Origin of the sequence: Agrobacterium sp. Ap1 (genome assembly GCF_017313375.1) — a bacterium.
Taxonomy (GTDB): Bacteria; Pseudomonadota; Alphaproteobacteria; order Rhizobiales; family Rhizobiaceae; genus Neorhizobium; species Neorhizobium cellulosilyticum.
In genome coordinates this window covers 1-19,301 of record NZ_JAFLMY010000025.1, presented here as the reverse complement: position 1 = coordinate 19,301, position 19,301 = coordinate 1, and the positions used below count along the sequence as shown (strand labels likewise).

Below are 19,301 nucleotides of genomic sequence, written 5' to 3'. Positions count from 1 at the left end.
GAACGCGGCCCATGAAGTGTGGAGATCTTGAACCTCCAGAGGGGAACAGCTGCTGCGCGACTGGGAGGTCGCAATGTGCATCAGCTCCGGGCGTTATGATCCTTTTTTGATCGCGCCGCATCCATTTATTGTGCAGCGCAGCTATGCAGCCGGTGCGGCCCTGGCTGCATTAGCCTCGGTGAATACCTCCGCAGCCAGTTTATCTTCGTCGTCCCGCAGCTGTTTGGGTTTGGCATCCAGTTCGGCGGCGAACTGCAAGAGGCCACCGGTGCGCGTTTGATTAGACACCAACCGACGCTGTGCTTCGCCAGCCGCGGCGCAGATTTGTTGAGGATCAGATTTGGCTCAGGTGGCCAGGTTTGAGGGGAGGCGGCGCAGATGCACCTGCAGCTTGGCGGCGCTCTCTTCGTCGGTCAGCGCGTTGAGAAGCTTGAGGAAGCTGCCTTCCTTGCCGCGATAGAGCATCACTGTGCGATGGCCCTGCATCGGCCTCGGCCAGCGGTCGTGCTCCAGATATGCTCGAGGCACTCCTCGCGGCGCATTACCGGACCGCCGGACTTTGGCGTGCGATAATCGCCGTACGCATTATCTCCACGGAAGTGGCATCGGAAAGGTCGCAATAGGCATGGAAGTGACGGAGAGCGCCGTCTATATGGATAGCGTAAAAGATCGAGGTCATCGACCCGGTCATGAACTCACGCATGGCAAAGATCGGCCCACGCATCCACAGCGGCGGCAGGATATCGAGCAGGTAGGTGTAGCAGGCCTCGTCGATTTCCAGGGTTCAGGCACCGAAGCGGGTGGTGTCCTGTCGTCGTACCCGTCTCTTCAGTCCTTCATCACCCGTCCCGCTCGGCCGCTCTCGTGTCCGGGCGGGTCAAGCGCCGGCACTAGCCGGGCGAAGCCTCCCTTGATGCGGCCGGCGCGCATGCGGCAGGCCTCCTTCCACCTCCTGTTTTCACCCACCTCTTTGCTTCAGAACCTCATTCCAGTCGTCTGCAGTTGGACGCAGGCGCAGCCAGTCTCGATCCAGTTCGTCAGTGAGGGCGCGCAAGCGATCCGCAAAAGTCTCACCCTGCGAGTTGGCATCTGTCGCCGCGATAAGTTGCGCAGAGGGCTGACGCAACAGATGTCGAAGCGAAGTTTCGGTATTTGGCGACCAGCCGCCACCGGTGCTGAGATAGATCGTACCGTCCCGAAGACCCTCGATTGCCGCGAGGCTCAGCGCATCGATTGCGCCCTCTGTCACGCAGATCCGCAACCCGGCAGCAGCGCCAAATCGGAACAGCACCTTGGTGCCGCCGCTCGAAAAACCGCGCCAGTCGGGCCCACGCTCCTCCCAGCCGGTGACCGTGCCCGTGTCGTCGGTGTGAGCGGCCCACATGCTGTCGGACGGTCCTTCGCGAAGAAGATTCTGTCGGATGGCTTGTCGAAGAATATCATCTGGCAGACAACGATCCCTGTTTAGATAGCGCCAAACGCCGGACGCCGGTGCAGGACTGCTCCGTGCTAGCCATCGTTGGAACACTGGCACTATCGTCACTTTTTTAGGTCCAGTCTGCCATACGGGCGAAGCGGATCGAAATCCGCTGAGGCTGGCCACATGCTCCAACGCTTGCGGAAACCCGACGCTCTCGAGATGAGAGACGAGTGCAAACACATCGCCCTTCGCATCGCCAAGCGGATCGAACCATCCTTGCCCCTCATGGGTCAAGATGACGATTTCCGATGCCCGTCGGTATTTGACCGCGCGCCTTGTGCTTTCCTTGGCGTCGATCGCAAATCCCGCCGTCTCAAGCACAGCGACGCATGAAACACGCTCCCGCAATTCTTCTATCTCTTTTCTGTCCATTCCTTATCCGATCACACTAAGATCGGTCCTCTCACCTCAATTTATCCGCAATATGCGGGGCACTTCTGGTCCACCGCGAAAAGGAAAGCCTGCAAGGGCGCAGCAGGCTGTTCCCCAAAATGGGGTTCTTCACACTCCAACCGAGGGGAAGCCTCCCTTGCGGGCGCCTGCTCGCAAGCGGTACCACACTGGCCTTAACGGCCACGGCCGGCTCAATGAGCTGGCGAAGGGAAAAATTCATGCACGATGTCGAGGTCGTCGCTTGCGTCGATTTCGTCGGAGGGCAGCACGCTATATTCACCGTCAACTTCAAAGACGGTAACCGGGACCCTCAGGTCGCGGGAAAGCTGGAAAGCTTGGGATTGTGCAAGACAAGATCGTATGACATCTGAGAGGCTCCGATTGCAAGCGGGCAAATTCCCGCTCGATGGCTTTTCAAGAGGCTGTGGACGGGGGCGATCACCGCGCTGGCGAAGCCAAGCGGCCGCAGCATGGCTGCCGACCCCTTGCGGGTTGAACGTGGAAGATCCGGCCCTGAGCCTAGAACGCCATCACATGAGAGCGGGTTTGGTTCGCCTCCATGATAGCTCGCCGAATGACATGACTTCCGCCTCGCCAAGACCGCACTGTAGGGTCTGCCCATCGGTCATCCCCGGCATTCAAATTCGCGGCGTTCAATGGGCGAGGGTGCGACACTAATCACTGGAGGCATCAGCCTTGCTTCCATTGAGAAAGTGGTTTGTCTCCTTTAGCCGTGCCCACCACTTTCACGCTTTCGAGATAGAGCTGATGCCGATGGTCGACAAACGGCAAACGTGCCACGCGAATTGGTGTACTTGGTTCCGGAATGGACTGTCGATAACCGCTTAGCGGCTGTGTCACGTGTAAAGCCGCTCTCATCTTCGACAGGATCCTGGCCGAAACCTCGAAGGCCCCGCAGCAGACGGGAAGTCGGCCGTACCCATCTGCGCGTCCGAGCTCCTCGAGCTCTGCGCCCGCCCGCCTGTAAAGACGTCGCATGTGAGGTTCGTAATTCGACACGAGGGTATCGATGCCGTTTGTCATCGCGACTTCGCAAAGCGCGACGAGCAGCAAACAGAAGGCCCTCTCGGGTTTCAGATCAGGCATATCGTGGGAAATCGCCACGTCATCAATGCACATTCGCGTCCCTTCCCAGATTGATGGCGCCACAAGATCACAAGCATTTGGGAAGGTACTTCTGAACACGTCGTAAAGGAGCGTCGGTCCAGTGGTCGGCATCAGCCGCACGCAGCCGTACAGCGTGAGCGCGTCGTCATCGCACCACATGAAATAGGCCGGGTTGAGATCATCATAGATATCTCTTTCATAGTCGCCGACGACGGAGACCGACCATCCCAATTGGTCAGCGAAAACACGCTTTCTCAGCCGGAAGGATTGGTCGAGCAGATCCGGATACCTGTTATATTGATGTGCTTGAATGAGGAGGTACATCTTTATCTCCAGTGCTTGGTGCACTGCAGCATGGAGCTGCTCCCGGAGACGAAAAATATCCTTCTATGCGTTCCCTCATATGGGGGTATTGCCATACGGATGGATGAGACGAAGATGTCTGGCTTTGGTGGTCGCTGCGGCCAAGGTGATGCAGCCGAGCTTATAACGAGCGGATTTCAGGTAAGTTTTTACGGTATGCTGCGACAGGTTGAGGATTGTTGAAATACCCGTGGCATCGTTTCCGAGAGCGGCCCAATGGAGGCACTCGAGCTCGCGCTGGCTAAGGAGAAGTATAGGATCGCGAGTGCCGTATAATTGCAGAACGGCTTTGCGGTGAATTAGCTGCGCGACTTCAATCCATTCACTTCGATATCGCGTTATCCTTCTAGTCCAAGCTGGGCCGTCAACGCTTGAATTGAGGGTCAACAGCGCGCGCCGTGACTTGTCGATGATTGGAATGGAAAAACCATTCTGCGCAACGCCGTGTTTTCGAGCATCGAGCATAAACGCTCGAACAGCGCTGTCTTTGACCGCAATCTCACGCCAGTCGAACGGTAGCTGCCGGACAAGCCCCTCCTGAATGACCGGATCGACCCGGACATAGCCGCGTAGGAGGTAGCGAGCGACCCAGGCGTCCTGATAGGTCGTACGGACGAAAGGCGTATCGACAATGTCGGAAATCGTGTGTGCGAGATGATAGGTCGTAAAATCAATGTCGTAGATTTTTTGTAAAGCAATCAAAGCGTCAGTTAATTCAGTAGCTTCGGATATTCGCACTGACGCTGCTAGAAGTGTTTTCGAGTGAAATTCGGTAGTCATTGTTCCTTGATTGAATAGTTTCGATTGGGAGAATGGCCGCTATGAAACCGCCTGTATAAAATATGATAAACTGTCACAATAATGAAGTTTGGCTTAACGAATTTTCAAAAGGCCGGCTTCATAGGCATAACTGGAGGTCGTCGTGACCATGGCCGTGGCGCATCGTGCCTGAGACGCTGCTTTCGACAACCTATCGAAATCAACAGATTGACGATTTCGAGTGAGGCACGGATTTTATCAGCGCTCGCTGTCTGCGGAGATGATCTCAAGGATAATGGCTTTCGCGACCGCGTGGTGGCTCGTACGAACCCCGAGTTTTCTTCTGGCAGATTGGAGATATAGCCTCACGGCGCTCTCTGAAATTTGCAGATACATTGCTGTTTGCTTTGCGATGGAACCGTTCGCTAGATAGCAGAGGCATTCGCGCTCGCGCTTTGACAAATGATGAGGGCGGTCGTGTTGGATAAATCCGCTGATGCGCAGGATTTTCTCGTAGAGATAATGGGACAAGACCAGCATGTCGTGAGTACGGTGATCGCGGAACTTAAACCACTCCGTACCATCGACCGCAGATGAAGCGGAAAGCAGGCTTTGAGCACCTCTCGGTCCTCGAACAGGGACCGAGAGGCCGTTTGGGCCGATGTCGTAAGATAAAGCCTCGAGGCGAAACCGCTCCGCTTCTGCCGAACGCCAGTCCAAAGTAGCCCAATCAATCGGCAACAATGCCAAGGGAAATGCACGCATCACCGGATCGATCGAGACGAAGTTATGGGCTGAATACGAAGAGGTCCATTCAGAAGGATAGGTCGTGCAATAGAAAGGATAGTTGTCCGAGGTTCCTCGGAGACGGGCAATCACGAACGTCATGTGGTTGAATTCATAGACGCTGGCAAGTTCACCAAGGACCGGTGTCATCTCCTCTATGCGATCGACATCCTCCAGCCTCCCAAGAGACCAGGAAAGAAGGCTTTGATCCATGGCTATCCTCCCTACGCTGCGCGGCCAGGCAAGTGATCGGCGATGCCGTGCGATTTATTGAGCGGGATGTGAATTTGAGGTCGGAGAAATTACCTCGACCATAGGTAGAGCATATGGGTGACACGTACTGCATTCCACAGAGTATCCTCTTCCTCGCGATCGGATCAGACCTCGTGTCTATGGCGCGAACTACGACTTTAATCCGCAGGCAACCGAACCGTACAGCAAGCTCACATTGGGCCGCTGGGATCGGACACATCCGTGCGTACCGCGAAAGGCAGAATCAATGCAAATTGACAGGATCACGAGTGAGGACTGCGCAGCACTCATTGAACGCGCCGGATTGTCGCTGAACCAGGCGCAGTTTGAAGCCGCACTCCGATCGTACGGACGCCTGCGCGAACTGGCGGAGTCGTTGCGGATTCCCCGAAACCGAGTGGCCGAGCCGGCACACCTATTCCAGGTTCCAGCATCACCTCATGCCGGCGCCTCCGCTTTCGCCAAAACCGAAACTCGCCGCGAAACGGGGGACGAATGATGCCCGAAATTTGGGAGCTTGGCCTGTCAGCGATATCCCGGCTCATCGGTCAACGCAAATTATCGCCGGTCGATGTTCTCGACCATTATCTGGACCGTGCCTTCAGGCTCAATCCGACGCTCCACTGCTTCAGCACTATTGATGCTGAACGTGCCCGGATCGAGGCTCGATCCTCCGAGGCCGAGATGTCGCGTGGCCTCTACAAGGGGCGCATGCACGGAATCCCATTCGCGGTAAAAGACATTATCGATGTTGAAGGGGTGGCGACCACCAACGGCTCGCGGCTGACGATCAATGAGGTTGCCAAAACGGACTCTGCGGTTGTTCAGCGATTGCGCGCCGCAGGGGGCATCTACATGGGCAAGAATGAGACGCAGGAATTTGCGATGGGTGGCCCGGATTTCAGCCTACCCTTTGGACCTGCACGCAACCCCTGGGATATCGAACGATTTACAGGAGGTTCATCCAGTGGGTCTGCGTCTGCCGTATCTGCGGGAGCTGTGCCACTGGCTATCGGAACCGATACTGGCGGATCGATTCGAACACCGTCTGCCTATTGCGGGATTGCCGGAATGAAGCCGACCTATGGTCGGTTAAGCCGTCGCGGCATTACACCGCAGGCCTTTTCGCTGGACACGGTCGGGCCGATGACGTGGACGGTCGAGGACAATGCGATCGCGCTCGAGGCGCTTGCAGGTTTCGATCCCGAGGATCCGTCGTCAGTCGAGATTGCCCCACAGCCATGGTCGCAAGCCCCAGCACTTGGCCTTCAAGGCATGAAAATAGGTCTCGTGCGACACTTTCACGAAGAGGAACGGGACTGCTTCTCGAACGAGTGTATCTCGGCCTTCGAGACAGCAGCACTTCTGATGAAGGACGCGGGCGCCGAAACCGTTGAGGTTAGGTTGTCACCGCTACGTCACTATTTCGCAGCGCAACGGATCATCATGTATGGCGAAGCCGCCGCCATTCATGAATACGATTTGAGGCACAACATCGAGCAGTATGGGCCGTTTTCGGTGGAGCGCTTTCTCCCCGGCTATCTGCTCACTGCGGTGGATTACGTTCAGGCTTGCCGGCGCAGGGGAGAGCTTGTCCACGAGCTGGCGGAAGTCTTCCGCTTCGTTGATCTCCTGCTTGTAGTCGGTGCCCTCAGCGTTGCACCACGAATGAAGGATGTCGCCAGAAACTCGCTGGTAAACGGAACGCCATCTGCCAATGCGCCCTTCAACCTCACTGGCTCGCCGGCGATGAGCGTTTCAGCCGGCCTGAATGCCGATGGTTTTCCGCTCTCCGTTCAGATCGTCGGACGCAATTTTGATGAATTCAGCATTTATCGTGCCGCGCATGTCGTAGAGGCTGGCATGGGCTGCAGGAATATCCGTCCGCATGCGGCAAGGTAGAAGACTGAACCTGCACTCAAGCTGTCTCCGAGCGGAGATCGGGTGAGCTCATCGGGCGGATTTTACGTAGGATGCCCGTGCTGGGGAGCGCGCTGGAGTGATCGAAGAGACTATTTCTCGAAGGTTTGCATGAAGCAGCGTGTCCCTGTAAATAGAATCTGAAACGGGACAGGCATGACAGGCGCTTTGTGTTATTGAGCGTCACCATATAATACGAATTTAGAAGCATTGCCTGGACATGGCACGCGGGAAAGCCTCTTGAAAAACCCAACCAATCGCCCTCAACGCAATTTTGTCGTCGAATACAAATCAAATCGCAGGCAGCCACGAGAAACCGCGAAGTCGATTTGGGGCAATACGGATTTACGTGCGCTGTCCGAAGCCGTCGCCGACGACATGCCGGCAACAATTGCAGCGCGCCAGCCGTCCGAAACCCCACTCGCAGTGGAGTCCGCGATCACGCCCCAGCCGGAGCCTGTGCTGACGGAAGTGCCTCCGGTTGCAGCCTTGCGGGAAGCCTGTCCCGTGGTGGAGCCGATTGCGCCGGTGATCGAGGCAGCGGAGAGTGTCCCGGCTTCGAAAAAGCCGGGGAAAGTTCGGAAGCAGCGCCTGGCAAGAACCGCAAAGAAGCGGGCACAGCGCGCCCCAAGAGCGTCGGCTGCGATGAGGGCAGCCGCCATCTCATTCGACGAACGCGATGTTTTGTCGGCGCTTGAGCTGGAGAACCGCCGCCTGAAAGGGCTCCTGGTCGACAAACTGCGCCGCGAGAATGACGAATTGATTGCAATGCTACGTCGATTCGAAGACTGATCGGACATGGACAGAATTGATCTATGGATCGTGCACGCGGCAATGTGATCGATGGCACGATGTATCACGCCTCCTGAATGGGCAACCAGCGAGTCTGCAGACCTGAGCCCCGCACGAACTGCCCAGAAATGCAGAGTATACTCTGTAGATGAATGCGCGTCGCAGCGCATGAATCCGGCCATGGACATCAGAGAAATATTCGCTGCGAATTTGCGTGACACTCGGCTGAAGCAAGGCCTTTCACAGGAAGAGCTCGCACACCGGGCCGACATCCATCGAACCTATGTCAGTTCGCTGGAACGGTGCCAGTATTCGGCAACGATCGATATGGTTGACAGCCTGGCACGGATCCTCAATGTCGAAGCCGCCGACCTGTTGAAAGCACGGTAACCGATCTGGCGGACACGTACCGACAGTCCGGCGTGGGAAGCGGTCCACCCGACCCGTCGATACACTTTATCGCGCAACATCGTAGAACGCTGCATCATCCGAGATCCGGATCTGCGTGCCGAGCAATGCGCACTGGCTCTGAAACCGTTGTAGTATCCGCTGGGCGTCTTCGCCGATGGCGATTTCGGGGGCAATGCGTTGATCGAGCGCTTCCTGCTTCAGTCCTTCGCTGCCACCAATGACGACCGGATGAAACTCCATTCCGGTCAGGGATCCGTTCTCGTCGAAAAAGCAGAGCCCGATCACGCTCTCCCAGATTTCGCGAGCGGTCCATTTGGACTTTCCCGGCCGAAGGTGGAAGATGAAGTTGCCAAGGCTGTAGAAAATCGGCTTGCCCTTGTAGATCTCGACCGGCTGAAGAACCGGAGCACCATGGCTGACAAACATGGTGGCGCCGGCGTCAATGCAACGCTTCGCGACCGATCCGACCCAGCCCGGTACCTGGTACCAGTCCGAGGCCCAATGGTGATGATGGAGATAGGCGATGGCGTGGCATCCGTCTTCTGCCGCAGCGGTGATCGCGGCAAGGTTCCGTGCGAGATCCTCCTGATCCATCCTGACGTTTCGGGCGAATCCCTCCGAGCGTCTGTAAAGGCCCCGAGCAAGCGCGATCTCTGTCAGTTCATCGACAATCGGTTTGTCGTCAGGCTGGCTGTCATTGCCGAGGTCCATCGTCGTATAGCCGACTTTGTCCCGGATCGCAGCAATCTGTTGGAACGCCTCACCATCCACATCGATGATCTGGGTTAGTTTCAGGCGATTGACACCCGGCCGTTCAGGCCGGCCTGCGGATGCGTCCGAGGCATACATGAAGTCTGGGCCAGGGCCACCATCCATGGCGACGAGAGCAACTTTGCGACCGCTGAACGAGCCCTTGCCGGAGCGAGCTGCAGCCGTCTGGTTCCGGCCGATGCCGGCATGCAGAAAGCCGCGACGTTCGACTTCTTCAAGCGTTGACAGGATCCCGGGCGAGCCCAGGTCGAAGGCGTGATTGTTCGAGAGGGAAAGACCTTGGATGCCGAGCGATTGAAGGGTATCGAGTACGACGGGCTGGCTGGCGCCGAAAAACGAGCCCTTAAGCGGCCATCCGCCGTGGCTGCCGAATATGGTGCTTTCAAAATTGGTGAACGCGAAGTCGGATTTGCCGAGCGCCTCGCGTACGCCGTTGAACCCCGGCGTCTGAACAGTGCGAATGTCGTGCTTGATGAGGGATTGGCCGGTTACGGCAACCGTGAAGATATTGGACATGATTGGGCTTTTCCTGCGTGGCAATCAGGCGTGAAACCTGCTGAAATGATCATTGAATATTCATGGCATCGGATCGGCGAACGACCTTCCGTCAGTGCGTGAACCGGCCGGGTCGTGCGTCGATGAGACGTCTCGTGTATGGATTTTGAGATTTGGAAAAGATGAAGTCGGCACTGCCGGCATCCTCGACGACACCGTCCCTGAAAATGTAGATTTCGCTGCAAAGGTCCTGCACGAGTGCGAGGTCATGTGAGATGAACAGCATCGAGACACCTCGCTCGCTGACCGTTTCCTTCAGCAGCCTCACGATGTCCGCCTGGACCGAAACGTCGAGCGCCGAGGTCGGCTCATCAGCAACGATGATGCTGGGATTGGCCAGAAGTGCTCGGGCAATGCACACTCTCTGTTTCTGGCCTCCCGAAAGCTGATGCGGAAAACTCAGCAGCAGCGATCTTGGAAGCCCTAGGCAATCCATCATCTCTCCGACATCCTGTCGATCCGATGGTGATCCCCGGCTCCCGAACCAGACGCTTTCCTCCAGGGCGGCACCAATCGACATGCGCGGATTGAGAGACATCGCCGGGTCCTGAAAGATCATCTGAATCTGACCGAGCAGCCCATTTTTCTTTCCGGCGAGAGAGATATCGAACTGCCTGCCATTAAGGTCGAGTGATCCTCGGCCTGCTGTTTCCAACCCGGCAACAATGCGTCCTATCGTGCTCTTGCCGCTGCCGCTCTCCCCCACGATGCCCGTTATGGAGCCGCGCACGAGTTCGATGGAGACATCCCGAAGGGCATGAGATTGTGGGCCACGCCGAAGCCAGGGGAAACTGCGACCGGCATAAGTCTTGGTTACGTCCTTCACGCGCAATATCGGGTTCTGATCAAGCTTAGTCTGTGGCACGATGTTGGCTTGAGGATCGGCCGAACGAGGCACGTCGTTGGTTGGGGAGCTGGCTGGAGGGAGACGCAGACGCGGAACCGCAGCGAGAAGATCCTTCGTATACGCCTCGGCAGGCGTGTCGAGAATGGAGGATGTTGCTCCGTGTTCGACGACCTTGCCGTGACGCATCACCACGACCCTGTCGGCGATCTCCGAGATCACGCCCATATCGTGCGTGACCAGGATTAGGGAGACGCCTGTTTCGTCGGTCAGGTTTCGCAACAGGGAAAGAATCTGTTTTTGGACCGTCGCGTCGAGAGCAGAGGTTGGTTCATCCGCAACGATGATATCCGGCCTGCCGGCCAATGCGATGGCGATGACGATACGCTGCCGCTGTCCACCGGAAAACTGGTGGGGGTAGTGACGGAAGCGTAAGGCGGGATCGGGGATCCCCACGCGCTGCATGAGTTCGAGCGCACGACTCTTCGCCTGCCGCGATGTCAGGCCATCGTCCAGTGCCCGTATCGTTTCGACGATTTGAGATCCGACACTCATCAGCGGGTCGAGGGAGGCTGTGTGATCCTGGAAAATCGCCGAGATCCGGCGCCCCCTCAACTCCATCCGCTGCTTGTCGCTCAATTCATTGAGCGCAAGTCCTTCAAACAGAATGCGTCCGCCGGTCTGGCTAAATCCGGGTGCGAGCAGACCGAGGACCGCATTGCCGAGCGACGATTTTCCAGCACCGGACTCGCCAATTAGTCCGAGTATCTCACCTCGTCGCAACTCGAGACTGACATCGCGTAGGATGGTCGTGGTCGCCGCGGCGCCCTGATGTTTGAGGGTGAGGTTGTCTACAACGAGGAGGGGTTCGTGGTGGTGTTGCTGTTCCATATCAACGGCTCCTTGGATCGAGCCGCCGGCGCACATTCTCGCCGACGAAATTGATGCTTGCGATGAGGCCGAACAGAGCCAGACCGGGAAAGAGGCTGATCCAGTATTGTCCTGTAAGCAGATACTGAAACCCGTTAGCGACGGCGGAGCCGAGGGACGGCTTGTCGATCGGCACACCGAGGCCGAGAAACGAAAGCGTTGCTTCCAGCGCTACGGCATGACCGAGTTCGATCGGGACGAGGGTGATTGCGGGAGCAATGCTGTTCGGAAGAAGATGGCGAAAGATGATACGTCGGGTTGGCAGACGCAGGAGGCGCGCTGCATCGAGGTATGACTTGGCTGCCTCGCTCATCGCGACGCCGCGTGTCACGCGAGCGTAGGTAGCCCATTGTACGATCACGAGCGCCAAGATGATGCGGTCGATACCCGGCCCGAGCGTAACGATGGCGATGAGGGCAACAAGGATGGTCGGCAGGCTGAGCTGCAGATCGACGATCCGCATGATCAAGGCGTCGCCCCACTTGCCTGTATAGGCTGCTGTTACTCCGGCAGTCACGCCGATAAGAGCTGCGAGTGCCGTACTGGTGAAGGCAACGAAGAGGCTTATCCGCAATCCGTAAAGGACGGTGCTGAATATGTCGCGTCCCAGTCCGTCGGTTCCGAGCAGGTACGTGTAACCACCGCTGCCGGCGGTTCCCGGAGAAGACGAGGACTCCCAGGCGTATATCTGCAACGGGTCATAGGGATTTTGAGGAGCGATCAGAGATGCCGCGACTGCCAGCAGGACATAGGCCATCAATATCAGCAGCGGCAGGCTGACGCCGGATCGACCGGAGCGTTTCCAGAATGTGCGCATTGTATCGGTTTTCATAGGGATACCTTTCAGGCGCTGCGGCGTGTTCGCGGATCGAGAACGACATAAAACAGGTCCACGAGTGCGTTGAGGGCGACAAAGGCGATCGAGATGAAGGTGAGGGTCGCCATGACGACCGGGCGGTCGAGAAGCTGAATCGAGTCGATCAGCAGTTTTCCGACGCCTGGCCAGTTGAAAATCGACTCCACCACCACGGCAAAGGCCAGCATTCCACCGAACTGCATGCCGATGATCGTGACAATCGGAACGCTGATATTCGGCAGTGTATGCCTGAACAGGATGCGGCGGGGCGAGAGACCCTTCGCCTGGCAAAACCGTGTGAAGTCCTGGGTTTCCACCTCGATCGTTCCGGACCGCGTCAGCCGTGCGATGAGCGCAATGTTGGGAAGAGCAAGTGCCAACGCCGGAAGCGTCAGTTGTCTGAGCCCATCAAGCGTCAGGAAGCTCCACTCGGTTCCGAGGAGAGCCCCTGTTGGCCCCCGGCCGCCTGACGGGAACCAGCCCGTCAGGATGGCCCCGATCAGGATGAGCATCATGCTTAGCCAGAAGGACGGTATGCTGAGCGCGACCACGCTCAGGCGAAGGATAGCGCGATCCACCGGCCTGTCCTTGCGGCGACCGGCGAGCAGACCCAGGAGTATCCCTGTCGGCGCAGCGATCATCATCGCAACGATTGCGAGCTCGAGGGTTGCGGGGAGCTTGCCCATCACCAGCTGGAATGCCGGCAGGTGATAGATGTAGGAGGTCCCGAAATTACCTGTGAGGACATTGCCGATGAACCGGAAATACTGATGCCAGACCGGCTGATCCAATCCGAGAGCCACGGTCGCTCTCCTGATATCCTCAGGAGTCGCGGTTTCGGCGTTGACAAGATTGAAAACCGGGTTGCCGACGCTGTGAATGCCGATGAAGCCGATTACGGACATGACAAGGAGGAGGAGGAAGGCTTGTGAAAGCCTTCCAATGATTGCTGATATCATGGTGTCGCCCTCACTCGGTCGGTGGGGCGGCCTGCATGGCCATTGTCCAACCACGCGGGTGGACGGTGTAGGAACCAACCTTCTGGCTATGCCCGACGATCAGATGGAAGTGATAGAGCGGAATAGTGGGATAGTCGGCCATGACGAATTCCGTCGCGCTGGCGAGTGCCTCGCTGCGGCCAGGTCCTTCCTCCATCGCCTTGGCTTTGGTCAGCATCTGGTCGAAGGTCTTGTTTTCATAACGACCGTAGTTCAGCGACCCGGTGCCCAGCGCTTCGTTTTGGGATGCGAGGACGCCATCGAGGCAAAGTGTGACAGCTTCTCCAGAGCAGCCGCCATACCAGAGAGGATACTCGCCACTTGAGCGCTTGGTCATGAAAACGGAGAACGGCGAAACGACAGGCTGTACCGTGACGCCGATACGAGCCCAGTTTTGGGCAACGGACTGAAGCGATTCGGCGTCGCCCGGATAACGACCGCCCGGCCCGGCGAGCACCACACTGAACCCATTCGGGTAGCCAGCCTCTATAAGCAGCGCTCTTGCGCGATCATAGTCCGGCGGCGTGACCTTGAGCTTGTCCGACGTTCCTGAAAGACCCGGTGGGAAAATCTGGGAAGCAGCCGTGCCGTAACCAGACAGGATTTTTTCGGTTATGAACGGACGATCGGTTGCCATCGTCAAAGCCTGACGGACGCGGCTGTCACGGAAGGGATTGGCAATTGTTTTGCCGGACTTGTCGGTAATACCCGGATGCGTTTCGCTCGCGATATCGAATTGCAGGAAGTTCGACCGCGATGCGCTGGTGCTCTCGATCTTGATGTTGCGTTGCTTGAGATTTTCGACATCGCGGGCAGGGATGTAGTCGGCCAGATCGACGTCACCCGTTGTGAGCGCCGCTACGCGGGCAGCCGGGTTTTCAATCACGCGGAACGTGACATCGGACCATGCTGGCGGCTCGCCCCAATAGTCGGGGTTGCTGGCAAGTGTCAGCCGCTCGCCGGACTGCCAGCCCGCAAATTTGTAGGGACCGGTGCCGTTCGGCTTCGCGCCAGAATTCAGTTCTTCGGTCGTCGCGAAACCATTTGTCTTGTGCGGCAGGATGAACAGGGTCGTCATCTGAAGAGGGAGGGTAGGGGCTTCCCCATCGGTTTCGATGACGACGGTCATCGGATCGGGAGCGATCACAGACTTGATCGGTTTGGTGTAGGACTGGAAGCCGCCGCTCGGGGGCTTCAAAAAGTCGCGGACTCTCTCAATCGAGTAGATGACGTCCTGGGCTGTGAAGGGAGAGCCATCATGAAACCTCACGTCTTCGCGCAACTTGAACTCCCATTGCGTTGGGGCCAGCCGCTTCCAGGAGACGGCGAGAGCAGGCTGGGGAGAGAGATGTTCGTCCTGCCTGACCAGGCGCTCATATATATGGGCGAGAAGCGCGTTGTTCTCGTTGAGATCGGCATAATGCGGATCGAGCGTCATCAGCTTCAGCTGCGTCCCGATGCGCAACTCCTCCGCCATCGCCGTCGTTGCCGCAAGACCGGGGGAGAATACGGTCGCGATTGCTAGCGCCAGCAAAAGCGACCGGAATTTACGGATGAATTGCATTACGTCGTTCCCTTCTTTTTTGGTTTATTCAGCATTCCTTCAATGCGACGAGGAGTTGTCTCGACGCACACACCATCCTTTCCGCGACACGCTCCAATGGCGCCGCTGGTTAGGAATTCCTAATTATGAATTGCATACTCTGTAGTGGTATACTCTACATTGCATAACGCGATAAGCATGAAAAGCGGAAATTTCGCTTAATTTTCACGAGCGTTCGATCAGCCTCGGTTTAGAGAATGCGAATGTGAACGACGCGACTGCGGACGACATCGAACTTCGGACTTTAAACGGGCGACCTGGATCAGCGATCACGACCGGGGAGGGAGAATACGCCGTTCATCGCAAGGAGATCGATTAGCATCGCACTGAGCTGCGGCCAGGGAAATTCCTCGCTATCAGACCGCGGTGCCCCACGTTTCAAGATACAATGCAGCTTTGCAGCGGCAGCGACAGTCGACATTGCCGGCGCTTCCGACAGCTCGGCGGCCAATTGCTCCTCAACGATCGATGCTTCGCTTTCCGCTTGCTTCGCCCGGCTGTAACCGACCGATAGGTCTGCGGCATCCCACCGCCGTCGCTTGGCAAGCAATTCGGCCGCTGCATTTGCACGCGCATCGGCGAAATTTACGCCTCGAAGCTTGTCCTGAATTTCTTTGATGGTGGACACAACAGCCACCCCGCCGTGATCGGCAAGTTGGATCTCCACTCTTGCAGCAGGAACCATGGCAAATAGCGTGCTCTCGAGTTCCTGCTGCTCGCAACTTCGATGGCCGAGCTCCCGGAAAGCAAGCATCCAGGCTTTCCACCTTATCAGAACAACGTCGCGAACGCCGGCAACCCGGCGTTCCTGATCCGCGATATTCCTGGCCAGAAACCACTCTGTTGTTTGTAAAGGGTTTCTGCACGTGATTGCAGGCAAAGTTCTGCTATTCTCAGAATCAGCCATGATCCGAGCTCCAGACAGCTAGGGTTTGGTTAGACTGCGCCCGATGCTCCAACATGGGGTGCAGTCACCGCAAAAATATAGGGCAGCCAAGAGATAGCAGAACACGCACGAATGATCAATTTGAAATCAGATGATAATTACGAAATCACTGGTGCGCAGATTCGGGCCGCGCGGGGTCTCGTCCGCTGGAGCGCGCGAGAGCTAGCGAATGCGGCTGCCGTGGGTGTTGCGACCGTAAGTCGAGCAGAAGTGCAAGATGGACGTCCTTCTATCACCACCGCCAATTTGAAAGCGATCCAGCAGGCGCTCGAGCATGCCGGTATAGAATTCATTCCGACGAACGGCGGCGGGGTTGGGGTTCGATTTAGAAATCCTTAAGGTCCGCTGAATCAGGATAAGAACGTTGAGTGCGTCAATTGTAACCGTCCGTCACCGTTGCTCACTCCGACGTCAATTATCTCAGGCAGTCTGCAGAGCCAATGAGCGAGCGGCTTCCCTCCCTCATGGTCTTCCACCGATGGACATTGAAGAACGCCATTTCTGACTATACATTGCCCCCACATCAGCGGCTCTGTGGGATTAAGGTGTACCATGGGTCTCGCACGATATGCAGACGACGGATTGTTCGCACTGCGCAAGATCGCTGATGCGTTTCGCACGAGTATCGAAGAAATCGCCCGCGCCGCAGGTCTTGGAAGAGATGCGCACGCGGTCACGAAGGACTTGCGTAGACCGTCACAGTCAAAGTGAGTGGAGGCAACAAAGCATTTGAACGGCCACACCGAAAAGGCGTGGCCGTCTTGTAAAGCGATTGCCGACCCGACCGGTAAGAGTGTCAAGACGATTCAGCGTGCCGTCGATGAGCTCGTGACCCTAGGTTGGTTCGAGATCCGGCCCGGAAATGTCATTGGGCACAACACGGAGTATCGTCCCTCAGCGGCATCAATTTAACGCGCATCGGATGCTCCCGAAAAGACGGATAGAGTTGTCACCCTTTAAGCCAGCAAAGGCGGACACATTCTTCCGTGAAGGCGGTCAGATGTGACTGCCGAAGGAGGGCAGACATGTCCACCAAACCTAGAGCAAGAAAAAACAATAAGCCTAACCCGCGCGAGGGCGCCCCGCCGCGCGTCCCGACGCGGCCAGCTCTCCCGCTCGTTTCCGTCGCTGAGACCAAAGCCAAGCAGATCGAGCCATAGCGCAACTGGTTCAGTCGTCACGGCTTACCTTCACTCGAAGCTATGGGTGTTCTGACGACGATAGCCCAAAACACAGGTTATGTCTTGCCGGGATACTGGGCGCCGGATGAGACATGCTCGATAGCGTTGGAATGGCTCTCATTTTTCAAACACCGTCGGGACTACTTGGCCGATCAACAAGCTCAGAAGCAGAGCTTTCAAAGATTCCAATTTCGGCGGGAAGCTTGAAGGCGACAAGCATACGGGGTGAGGATTTACCTCAAAATGTCAGTAGGGTAGGTACGTGGTACGATTTCGTCTATCTAGCGTGTTAAGCGAAAGACGCTGATGTAGTAGGGGTCTCAACCAACATATGTGGCGCAACGCACAGTAATAGCTTAATTACGCCAACCCGCCCTTTGAGTTTAGCGCGACTGCCGGTATCTGAACACCGCCTGTAAATTTGTGGGAATTGATATCAATGTCCGTAGAAGAAAAAACACTTGTCCTGATCCCGGCGCGCATGGCCTCAACGCGCTTGCCGAACAAGCCGCTCGCGGACATCGCCGGCGTGCCGATGATCATTCAGGTGGCAAAGCGCGCGCAAGAGGCGAAGGCCGGACGCATTGTCGTCGCCGTCGATGATCAGAGCGTTTTCGATGTGGTCAAGGCCGCCGGCTTCGATGTCGTCATGACGCGTCAGGATCACCAGTCCGGTTCCGACCGCATTTACGAGGCGCTGCAGAAGGCCGACTCCGACGGCAAGGCAGAGTTCATCATCAATGTTCAGGGCGACCTGCCGACGATCGAGGCGGACGTGGTTCGCGCATCGCTGCGCCCGCTGCTCGACAATGCCTCGACCGATATCGCGACGCTGACCGTCAAAATCACCGACGAACATGAAAAGACCAATCCAAACGTCGTGAAGATCGTCGGCTCGCCGATCTCCAATACGCGGCTTAAGGCGCTTTATTTTACCCGCGCGACCGCCCCTTATGGTGACGGTCCGCTCTATCATCACATCGGCCTCTATACCTACCGACGTGCCGCGCTAGAAAAGTTCGTGTCGCTCGGCCCGTCGCCGCTGGAGCTTCGCGAGCGGCTGGAGCAACTCCGGGCGCTTGAAGCTGGAATGCGCATAGATGCCGAGATCGTTCATTCGATCCCGCTCGGTGTCGATACACCCGCCGATCTCGAAAAAGCCCGCGCCATATTGGGTCGCAGCTAGCGACCTTTGATTGCTTAAGAGTTACAGATCACGCCACTCCGACCCGCAACAGATCGTGGAAATGCACGATACCGACGGGTCGCTTTTCCTCATCGACCACCAGAAGCGCGCCGATGCTGTGCTTGTTGAGGAGCGCCATCGCAGCCGTCGCCAGCGTCGCCCTGCTGACCGTTTTCGGGTTTGCGGTCATCACCTCATCCACGGTCATTATGCTGAGATTTCCGTCGAGATGACGGGCGATGTCGCCATCGGTCAGCACGCCGCAGATACGTCCCTCGTCATCGATCACGCCGACACAACCGAACCGCTTGGCCGAAAGCTCGTGAAGGGCGAGCGGCATCGAGGCACCCTTTTTCACCAGCGGCAGACGGTCACCCGTATGCATCAGGTCGCTGACATGGGAAAGCATCGCACCGAGCTTGCCGCCCGGATGATAGACACGGAAATCCGCGGCCGAAAAACCGCGTGCTTCGAGCAGGGCAACGGCGAGCGCATCACCGAGCGCAAGCTGCAGCAAGGTCGATGTCGTCGGCGCCAGCCCATGAGGGCAGGCTTCCTGCGCCTTCGGCAGCAGAAGAACGATGTCGGCTTCACGCGCAAGCATCGATGTCTCGCCCGAGGTCAATGCGATCAGCGGGATGGAAAAACGGCGGGTAAAGGAAACGATGCCTTGCAGCTCGGCGGTCTCACCGCTCCAGGACAGTGCCAGCACCACATCGCCCGGCGCAATCATGCCGAGATCGCCATGATTTGCTTCGACGGGATGAACGACGAAAGAGGGCGTGCCGGTCGAGGCGAGGCTGGCCGAAATCTTGCGGCCGATATGCCCGCTCTTGCCGACGCCGGTGATCACGACTCGACCATCGATTTTGCCAATCGTCTCCACGGCCTGCCGGAAAGCCAGCCCGAGACCGTCCTTCAGCGCCTCTTCAAGAGCGTTAAGCCCTTGTTGCCCAAAAGAAATCGTTCGCAAGGCGGAATCGACGACATCGTGCTCGACGAGTTGTAATGCGCGATTGATCATTGGGAAAGCCGTAGTTCCTTTAGCTTCACGTCTATGGTTCATCGAGAGTTCAGGCAGCCTTGGCCACCGCATCGAAAGCCATCAGCTTTTCCAGAAGCCGAGGCATGTCTTTCAGATGCACCA

General features: G+C 57.2%; 19 protein-coding genes. 6 read left to right on the top strand and 13 right to left on the bottom strand.

The window, feature by feature from the left end; translation table 11 throughout:
- Nucleotides 1-345: 345 nt before the first annotated feature.
- The 6 genes from JZX87_RS32085 to JZX87_RS26635 all read right to left on the bottom strand — a co-directional run bounded on the left by JZX87_RS32085 (nucleotide 346) and on the right by JZX87_RS26635 (nucleotide 5,122).
- Entirely contained in the window at nucleotides 346-486 is a 141-nt protein-coding gene (locus JZX87_RS32085) for a hypothetical protein (RefSeq protein ID WP_502711342.1), read from the bottom strand.
- A gap of 55 nt (nucleotides 487-541) precedes the next feature.
- Nucleotides 542-724: a DUF1419 domain-containing protein gene (locus JZX87_RS32080; protein WP_502711341.1), complete on the bottom strand. Its 183-nt coding sequence runs from the start codon at nucleotides 722-724 to the stop codon at nucleotides 542-544.
- A 234-nt stretch (nucleotides 725-958) separates the two neighbouring features.
- Nucleotides 959-1,852 (bottom strand): DUF3991 and toprim domain-containing protein, encoded by an 894-nt coding sequence (locus JZX87_RS26650; protein ID WP_206828897.1) that lies wholly within the window; start codon nucleotides 1,850-1,852, stop codon nucleotides 959-961.
- Nucleotides 1,853-2,563: 711 nt separating this feature from the next.
- The gene (locus JZX87_RS26645; RefSeq protein ID WP_206828896.1) at nucleotides 2,564-3,325 is read right to left on the bottom strand and encodes an acyl-homoserine-lactone synthase; all 762 of its coding nucleotides are present in this window, start codon (nucleotides 3,323-3,325) and stop codon (nucleotides 2,564-2,566) included.
- A gap of 75 nt (nucleotides 3,326-3,400) precedes the next feature.
- A complete protein-coding gene (locus tag JZX87_RS26640) occupies nucleotides 3,401-4,144 on the bottom strand; it encodes a helix-turn-helix transcriptional regulator (protein ID WP_206828895.1) in 744 nt (247 codons plus the stop codon).
- 237 nt (nucleotides 4,145-4,381) lie between these two features.
- Nucleotides 4,382-5,122: a helix-turn-helix transcriptional regulator gene (locus tag JZX87_RS26635; RefSeq protein ID WP_206828894.1), complete on the bottom strand. Its 741-nt coding sequence runs from the start codon at nucleotides 5,120-5,122 to the stop codon at nucleotides 4,382-4,384.
- 537 nt (nucleotides 5,123-5,659) lie between these two features.
- On the opposite strand from JZX87_RS26635, the gene JZX87_RS26630 reads away from it, so the two are divergent.
- The 3 genes from JZX87_RS26630 (at nucleotide 5,660) to JZX87_RS26620 (ending at nucleotide 8,263) form a co-directional block, all read left to right on the top strand.
- On the top strand, nucleotides 5,660-7,063 hold the full coding sequence (locus JZX87_RS26630) for an amidase (protein ID WP_206828893.1): 1,404 nt from the start codon (nucleotides 5,660-5,662) through the stop codon (nucleotides 7,061-7,063).
- Nucleotides 7,064-7,321: 258 nt separating this feature from the next.
- Nucleotides 7,322-7,873, top strand: a complete 552-nt coding sequence (locus JZX87_RS26625; RefSeq protein WP_206828892.1) for a hypothetical protein — start codon at nucleotides 7,322-7,324, stop codon at nucleotides 7,871-7,873.
- A 180-nt stretch (nucleotides 7,874-8,053) separates the two neighbouring features.
- Complete coding sequence (locus JZX87_RS26620; RefSeq protein ID WP_148148657.1) at nucleotides 8,054-8,263, top strand: helix-turn-helix domain-containing protein; 210 nt, start codon at nucleotides 8,054-8,056, stop codon at nucleotides 8,261-8,263.
- Nucleotides 8,264-8,329: 66 nt separating this feature from the next.
- Here JZX87_RS26620 and JZX87_RS26615 read toward each other — a convergent pair whose 3' ends face one another.
- The 6 genes from JZX87_RS26615 to JZX87_RS26590 all read right to left on the bottom strand — a co-directional run bounded on the left by JZX87_RS26615 (nucleotide 8,330) and on the right by JZX87_RS26590 (nucleotide 15,748).
- Entirely contained in the window at nucleotides 8,330-9,571 is a 1,242-nt protein-coding gene (locus JZX87_RS26615) for a CapA family protein (protein WP_206828891.1), read from the bottom strand.
- Nucleotides 9,572-9,662: 91 nt separating this feature from the next.
- Nucleotides 9,663-11,345 carry a dipeptide ABC transporter ATP-binding protein gene (locus JZX87_RS26610; RefSeq protein ID WP_206828890.1) on the bottom strand — a complete coding sequence of 561 codons (1,683 nt, stop codon included), beginning with the start codon at nucleotides 11,343-11,345 and terminating at the stop codon, nucleotides 9,663-9,665.
- A gap of 1 nt (nucleotide 11,346) precedes the next feature.
- Nucleotides 11,347-12,201, bottom strand: coding sequence for an ABC transporter permease (locus tag JZX87_RS26605; protein ID WP_286195091.1), 855 nt, complete (start codon nucleotides 12,199-12,201; stop codon nucleotides 11,347-11,349).
- A gap of 26 nt (nucleotides 12,202-12,227) precedes the next feature.
- Nucleotides 12,228-13,199 (bottom strand): ABC transporter permease, encoded by a 972-nt coding sequence (locus JZX87_RS26600; protein WP_206828889.1) that lies wholly within the window; start codon nucleotides 13,197-13,199, stop codon nucleotides 12,228-12,230.
- Nucleotides 13,200-13,209: 10 nt separating this feature from the next.
- Nucleotides 13,210-14,802, bottom strand: a complete 1,593-nt coding sequence (locus tag JZX87_RS26595; RefSeq protein ID WP_206828888.1) for an ABC transporter substrate-binding protein — start codon at nucleotides 14,800-14,802, stop codon at nucleotides 13,210-13,212.
- Nucleotides 14,803-15,103: 301 nt separating this feature from the next.
- Complete coding sequence (locus JZX87_RS26590) at nucleotides 15,104-15,748, bottom strand: hypothetical protein (protein ID WP_206828887.1); 645 nt, start codon at nucleotides 15,746-15,748, stop codon at nucleotides 15,104-15,106.
- A 111-nt stretch (nucleotides 15,749-15,859) separates the two neighbouring features.
- Here JZX87_RS26590 and JZX87_RS26585 point away from each other — a divergent pair, with 111 nt between their 5' ends.
- From JZX87_RS26585 to JZX87_RS26575, 3 genes are all read left to right on the top strand, one after another.
- Nucleotides 15,860-16,126, top strand: coding sequence for a helix-turn-helix domain-containing protein (locus tag JZX87_RS26585; protein WP_148148650.1), 267 nt, complete (start codon nucleotides 15,860-15,862; stop codon nucleotides 16,124-16,126).
- Nucleotides 16,127-16,498: 372 nt separating this feature from the next.
- Nucleotides 16,499-16,699 (top strand): helix-turn-helix domain-containing protein, encoded by a 201-nt coding sequence (locus tag JZX87_RS31535; protein WP_353654267.1) that lies wholly within the window; start codon nucleotides 16,499-16,501, stop codon nucleotides 16,697-16,699.
- 708 nt (nucleotides 16,700-17,407) lie between these two features.
- Complete coding sequence (locus tag JZX87_RS26575; protein WP_148148649.1) at nucleotides 17,408-18,154, top strand: 3-deoxy-manno-octulosonate cytidylyltransferase; 747 nt, start codon at nucleotides 17,408-17,410, stop codon at nucleotides 18,152-18,154.
- 28 nt (nucleotides 18,155-18,182) lie between these two features.
- On the opposite strand, the gene JZX87_RS26570 is transcribed toward JZX87_RS26575, so the two are convergent.
- Nucleotides 18,183-19,178, bottom strand: a complete 996-nt coding sequence (locus JZX87_RS26570; RefSeq protein ID WP_148148648.1) for a KpsF/GutQ family sugar-phosphate isomerase — start codon at nucleotides 19,176-19,178, stop codon at nucleotides 18,183-18,185.
- Between the last annotated feature and the right edge of the window lie 123 nt (nucleotides 19,179-19,301).

Excerpts from the sequence above, each read along its gene's own strand:
- JZX87_RS32085 (WP_502711342.1), bottom strand. The coding sequence starts at position 486 with ATGCAGGGCCATCGCACAGTGATGCTCTATCGCGGCAAGGAAGGCAGC.
- JZX87_RS32080 (WP_502711341.1), bottom strand. The coding sequence starts at position 724 with ATGCGTGGGCCGATCTTTGCCATGCGTGAGTTCATGACCGGGTCGATG.
- JZX87_RS26650 (WP_206828897.1), bottom strand. The coding sequence starts at position 1,852 with ATGGACAGAAAAGAGATAGAAGAATTGCGGGAGCGTGTTTCATGCGTC.
- JZX87_RS26645 (WP_206828896.1), bottom strand. The coding sequence starts at position 3,325 with ATGTACCTCCTCATTCAAGCACATCAATATAACAGGTATCCGGATCTG.
- JZX87_RS26640 (WP_206828895.1), bottom strand. The coding sequence starts at position 4,144 with ATGACTACCGAATTTCACTCGAAAACACTTCTAGCAGCGTCAGTGCGA.
- JZX87_RS26635 (WP_206828894.1), bottom strand. The coding sequence starts at position 5,122 with ATGGATCAAAGCCTTCTTTCCTGGTCTCTTGGGAGGCTGGAGGATGTC.
- JZX87_RS26630 (WP_206828893.1), top strand. The coding sequence starts at position 5,660 with ATGCCCGAAATTTGGGAGCTTGGCCTGTCAGCGATATCCCGGCTCATC.
- JZX87_RS26620 (WP_148148657.1), top strand. The coding sequence starts at position 8,054 with ATGGACATCAGAGAAATATTCGCTGCGAATTTGCGTGACACTCGGCTG.
- JZX87_RS26615 (WP_206828891.1), bottom strand. The coding sequence starts at position 9,571 with ATGTCCAATATCTTCACGGTTGCCGTAACCGGCCAATCCCTCATCAAG.
- JZX87_RS26610 (WP_206828890.1), bottom strand. The coding sequence starts at position 11,345 with ATGGAACAGCAACACCACCACGAACCCCTCCTCGTTGTAGACAACCTC.
- JZX87_RS26605 (WP_286195091.1), bottom strand. The coding sequence starts at position 12,201 with ATGCGCACATTCTGGAAACGCTCCGGTCGATCCGGCGTCAGCCTGCCG.
- JZX87_RS26600 (WP_206828889.1), bottom strand. The coding sequence starts at position 13,199 with ATGATATCAGCAATCATTGGAAGGCTTTCACAAGCCTTCCTCCTCCTC.
- JZX87_RS26595 (WP_206828888.1), bottom strand. The coding sequence starts at position 14,802 with ATGCAATTCATCCGTAAATTCCGGTCGCTTTTGCTGGCGCTAGCAATC.
- JZX87_RS26590 (WP_206828887.1), bottom strand. The coding sequence starts at position 15,748 with ATGGCTGATTCTGAGAATAGCAGAACTTTGCCTGCAATCACGTGCAGA.
- JZX87_RS26585 (WP_148148650.1), top strand. The coding sequence starts at position 15,860 with ATGATCAATTTGAAATCAGATGATAATTACGAAATCACTGGTGCGCAG.
- JZX87_RS26575 (WP_148148649.1), top strand. The coding sequence starts at position 17,408 with ATGTCCGTAGAAGAAAAAACACTTGTCCTGATCCCGGCGCGCATGGCC.
- JZX87_RS26570 (WP_148148648.1), bottom strand. The coding sequence starts at position 19,178 with ATGATCAATCGCGCATTACAACTCGTCGAGCACGATGTCGTCGATTCC.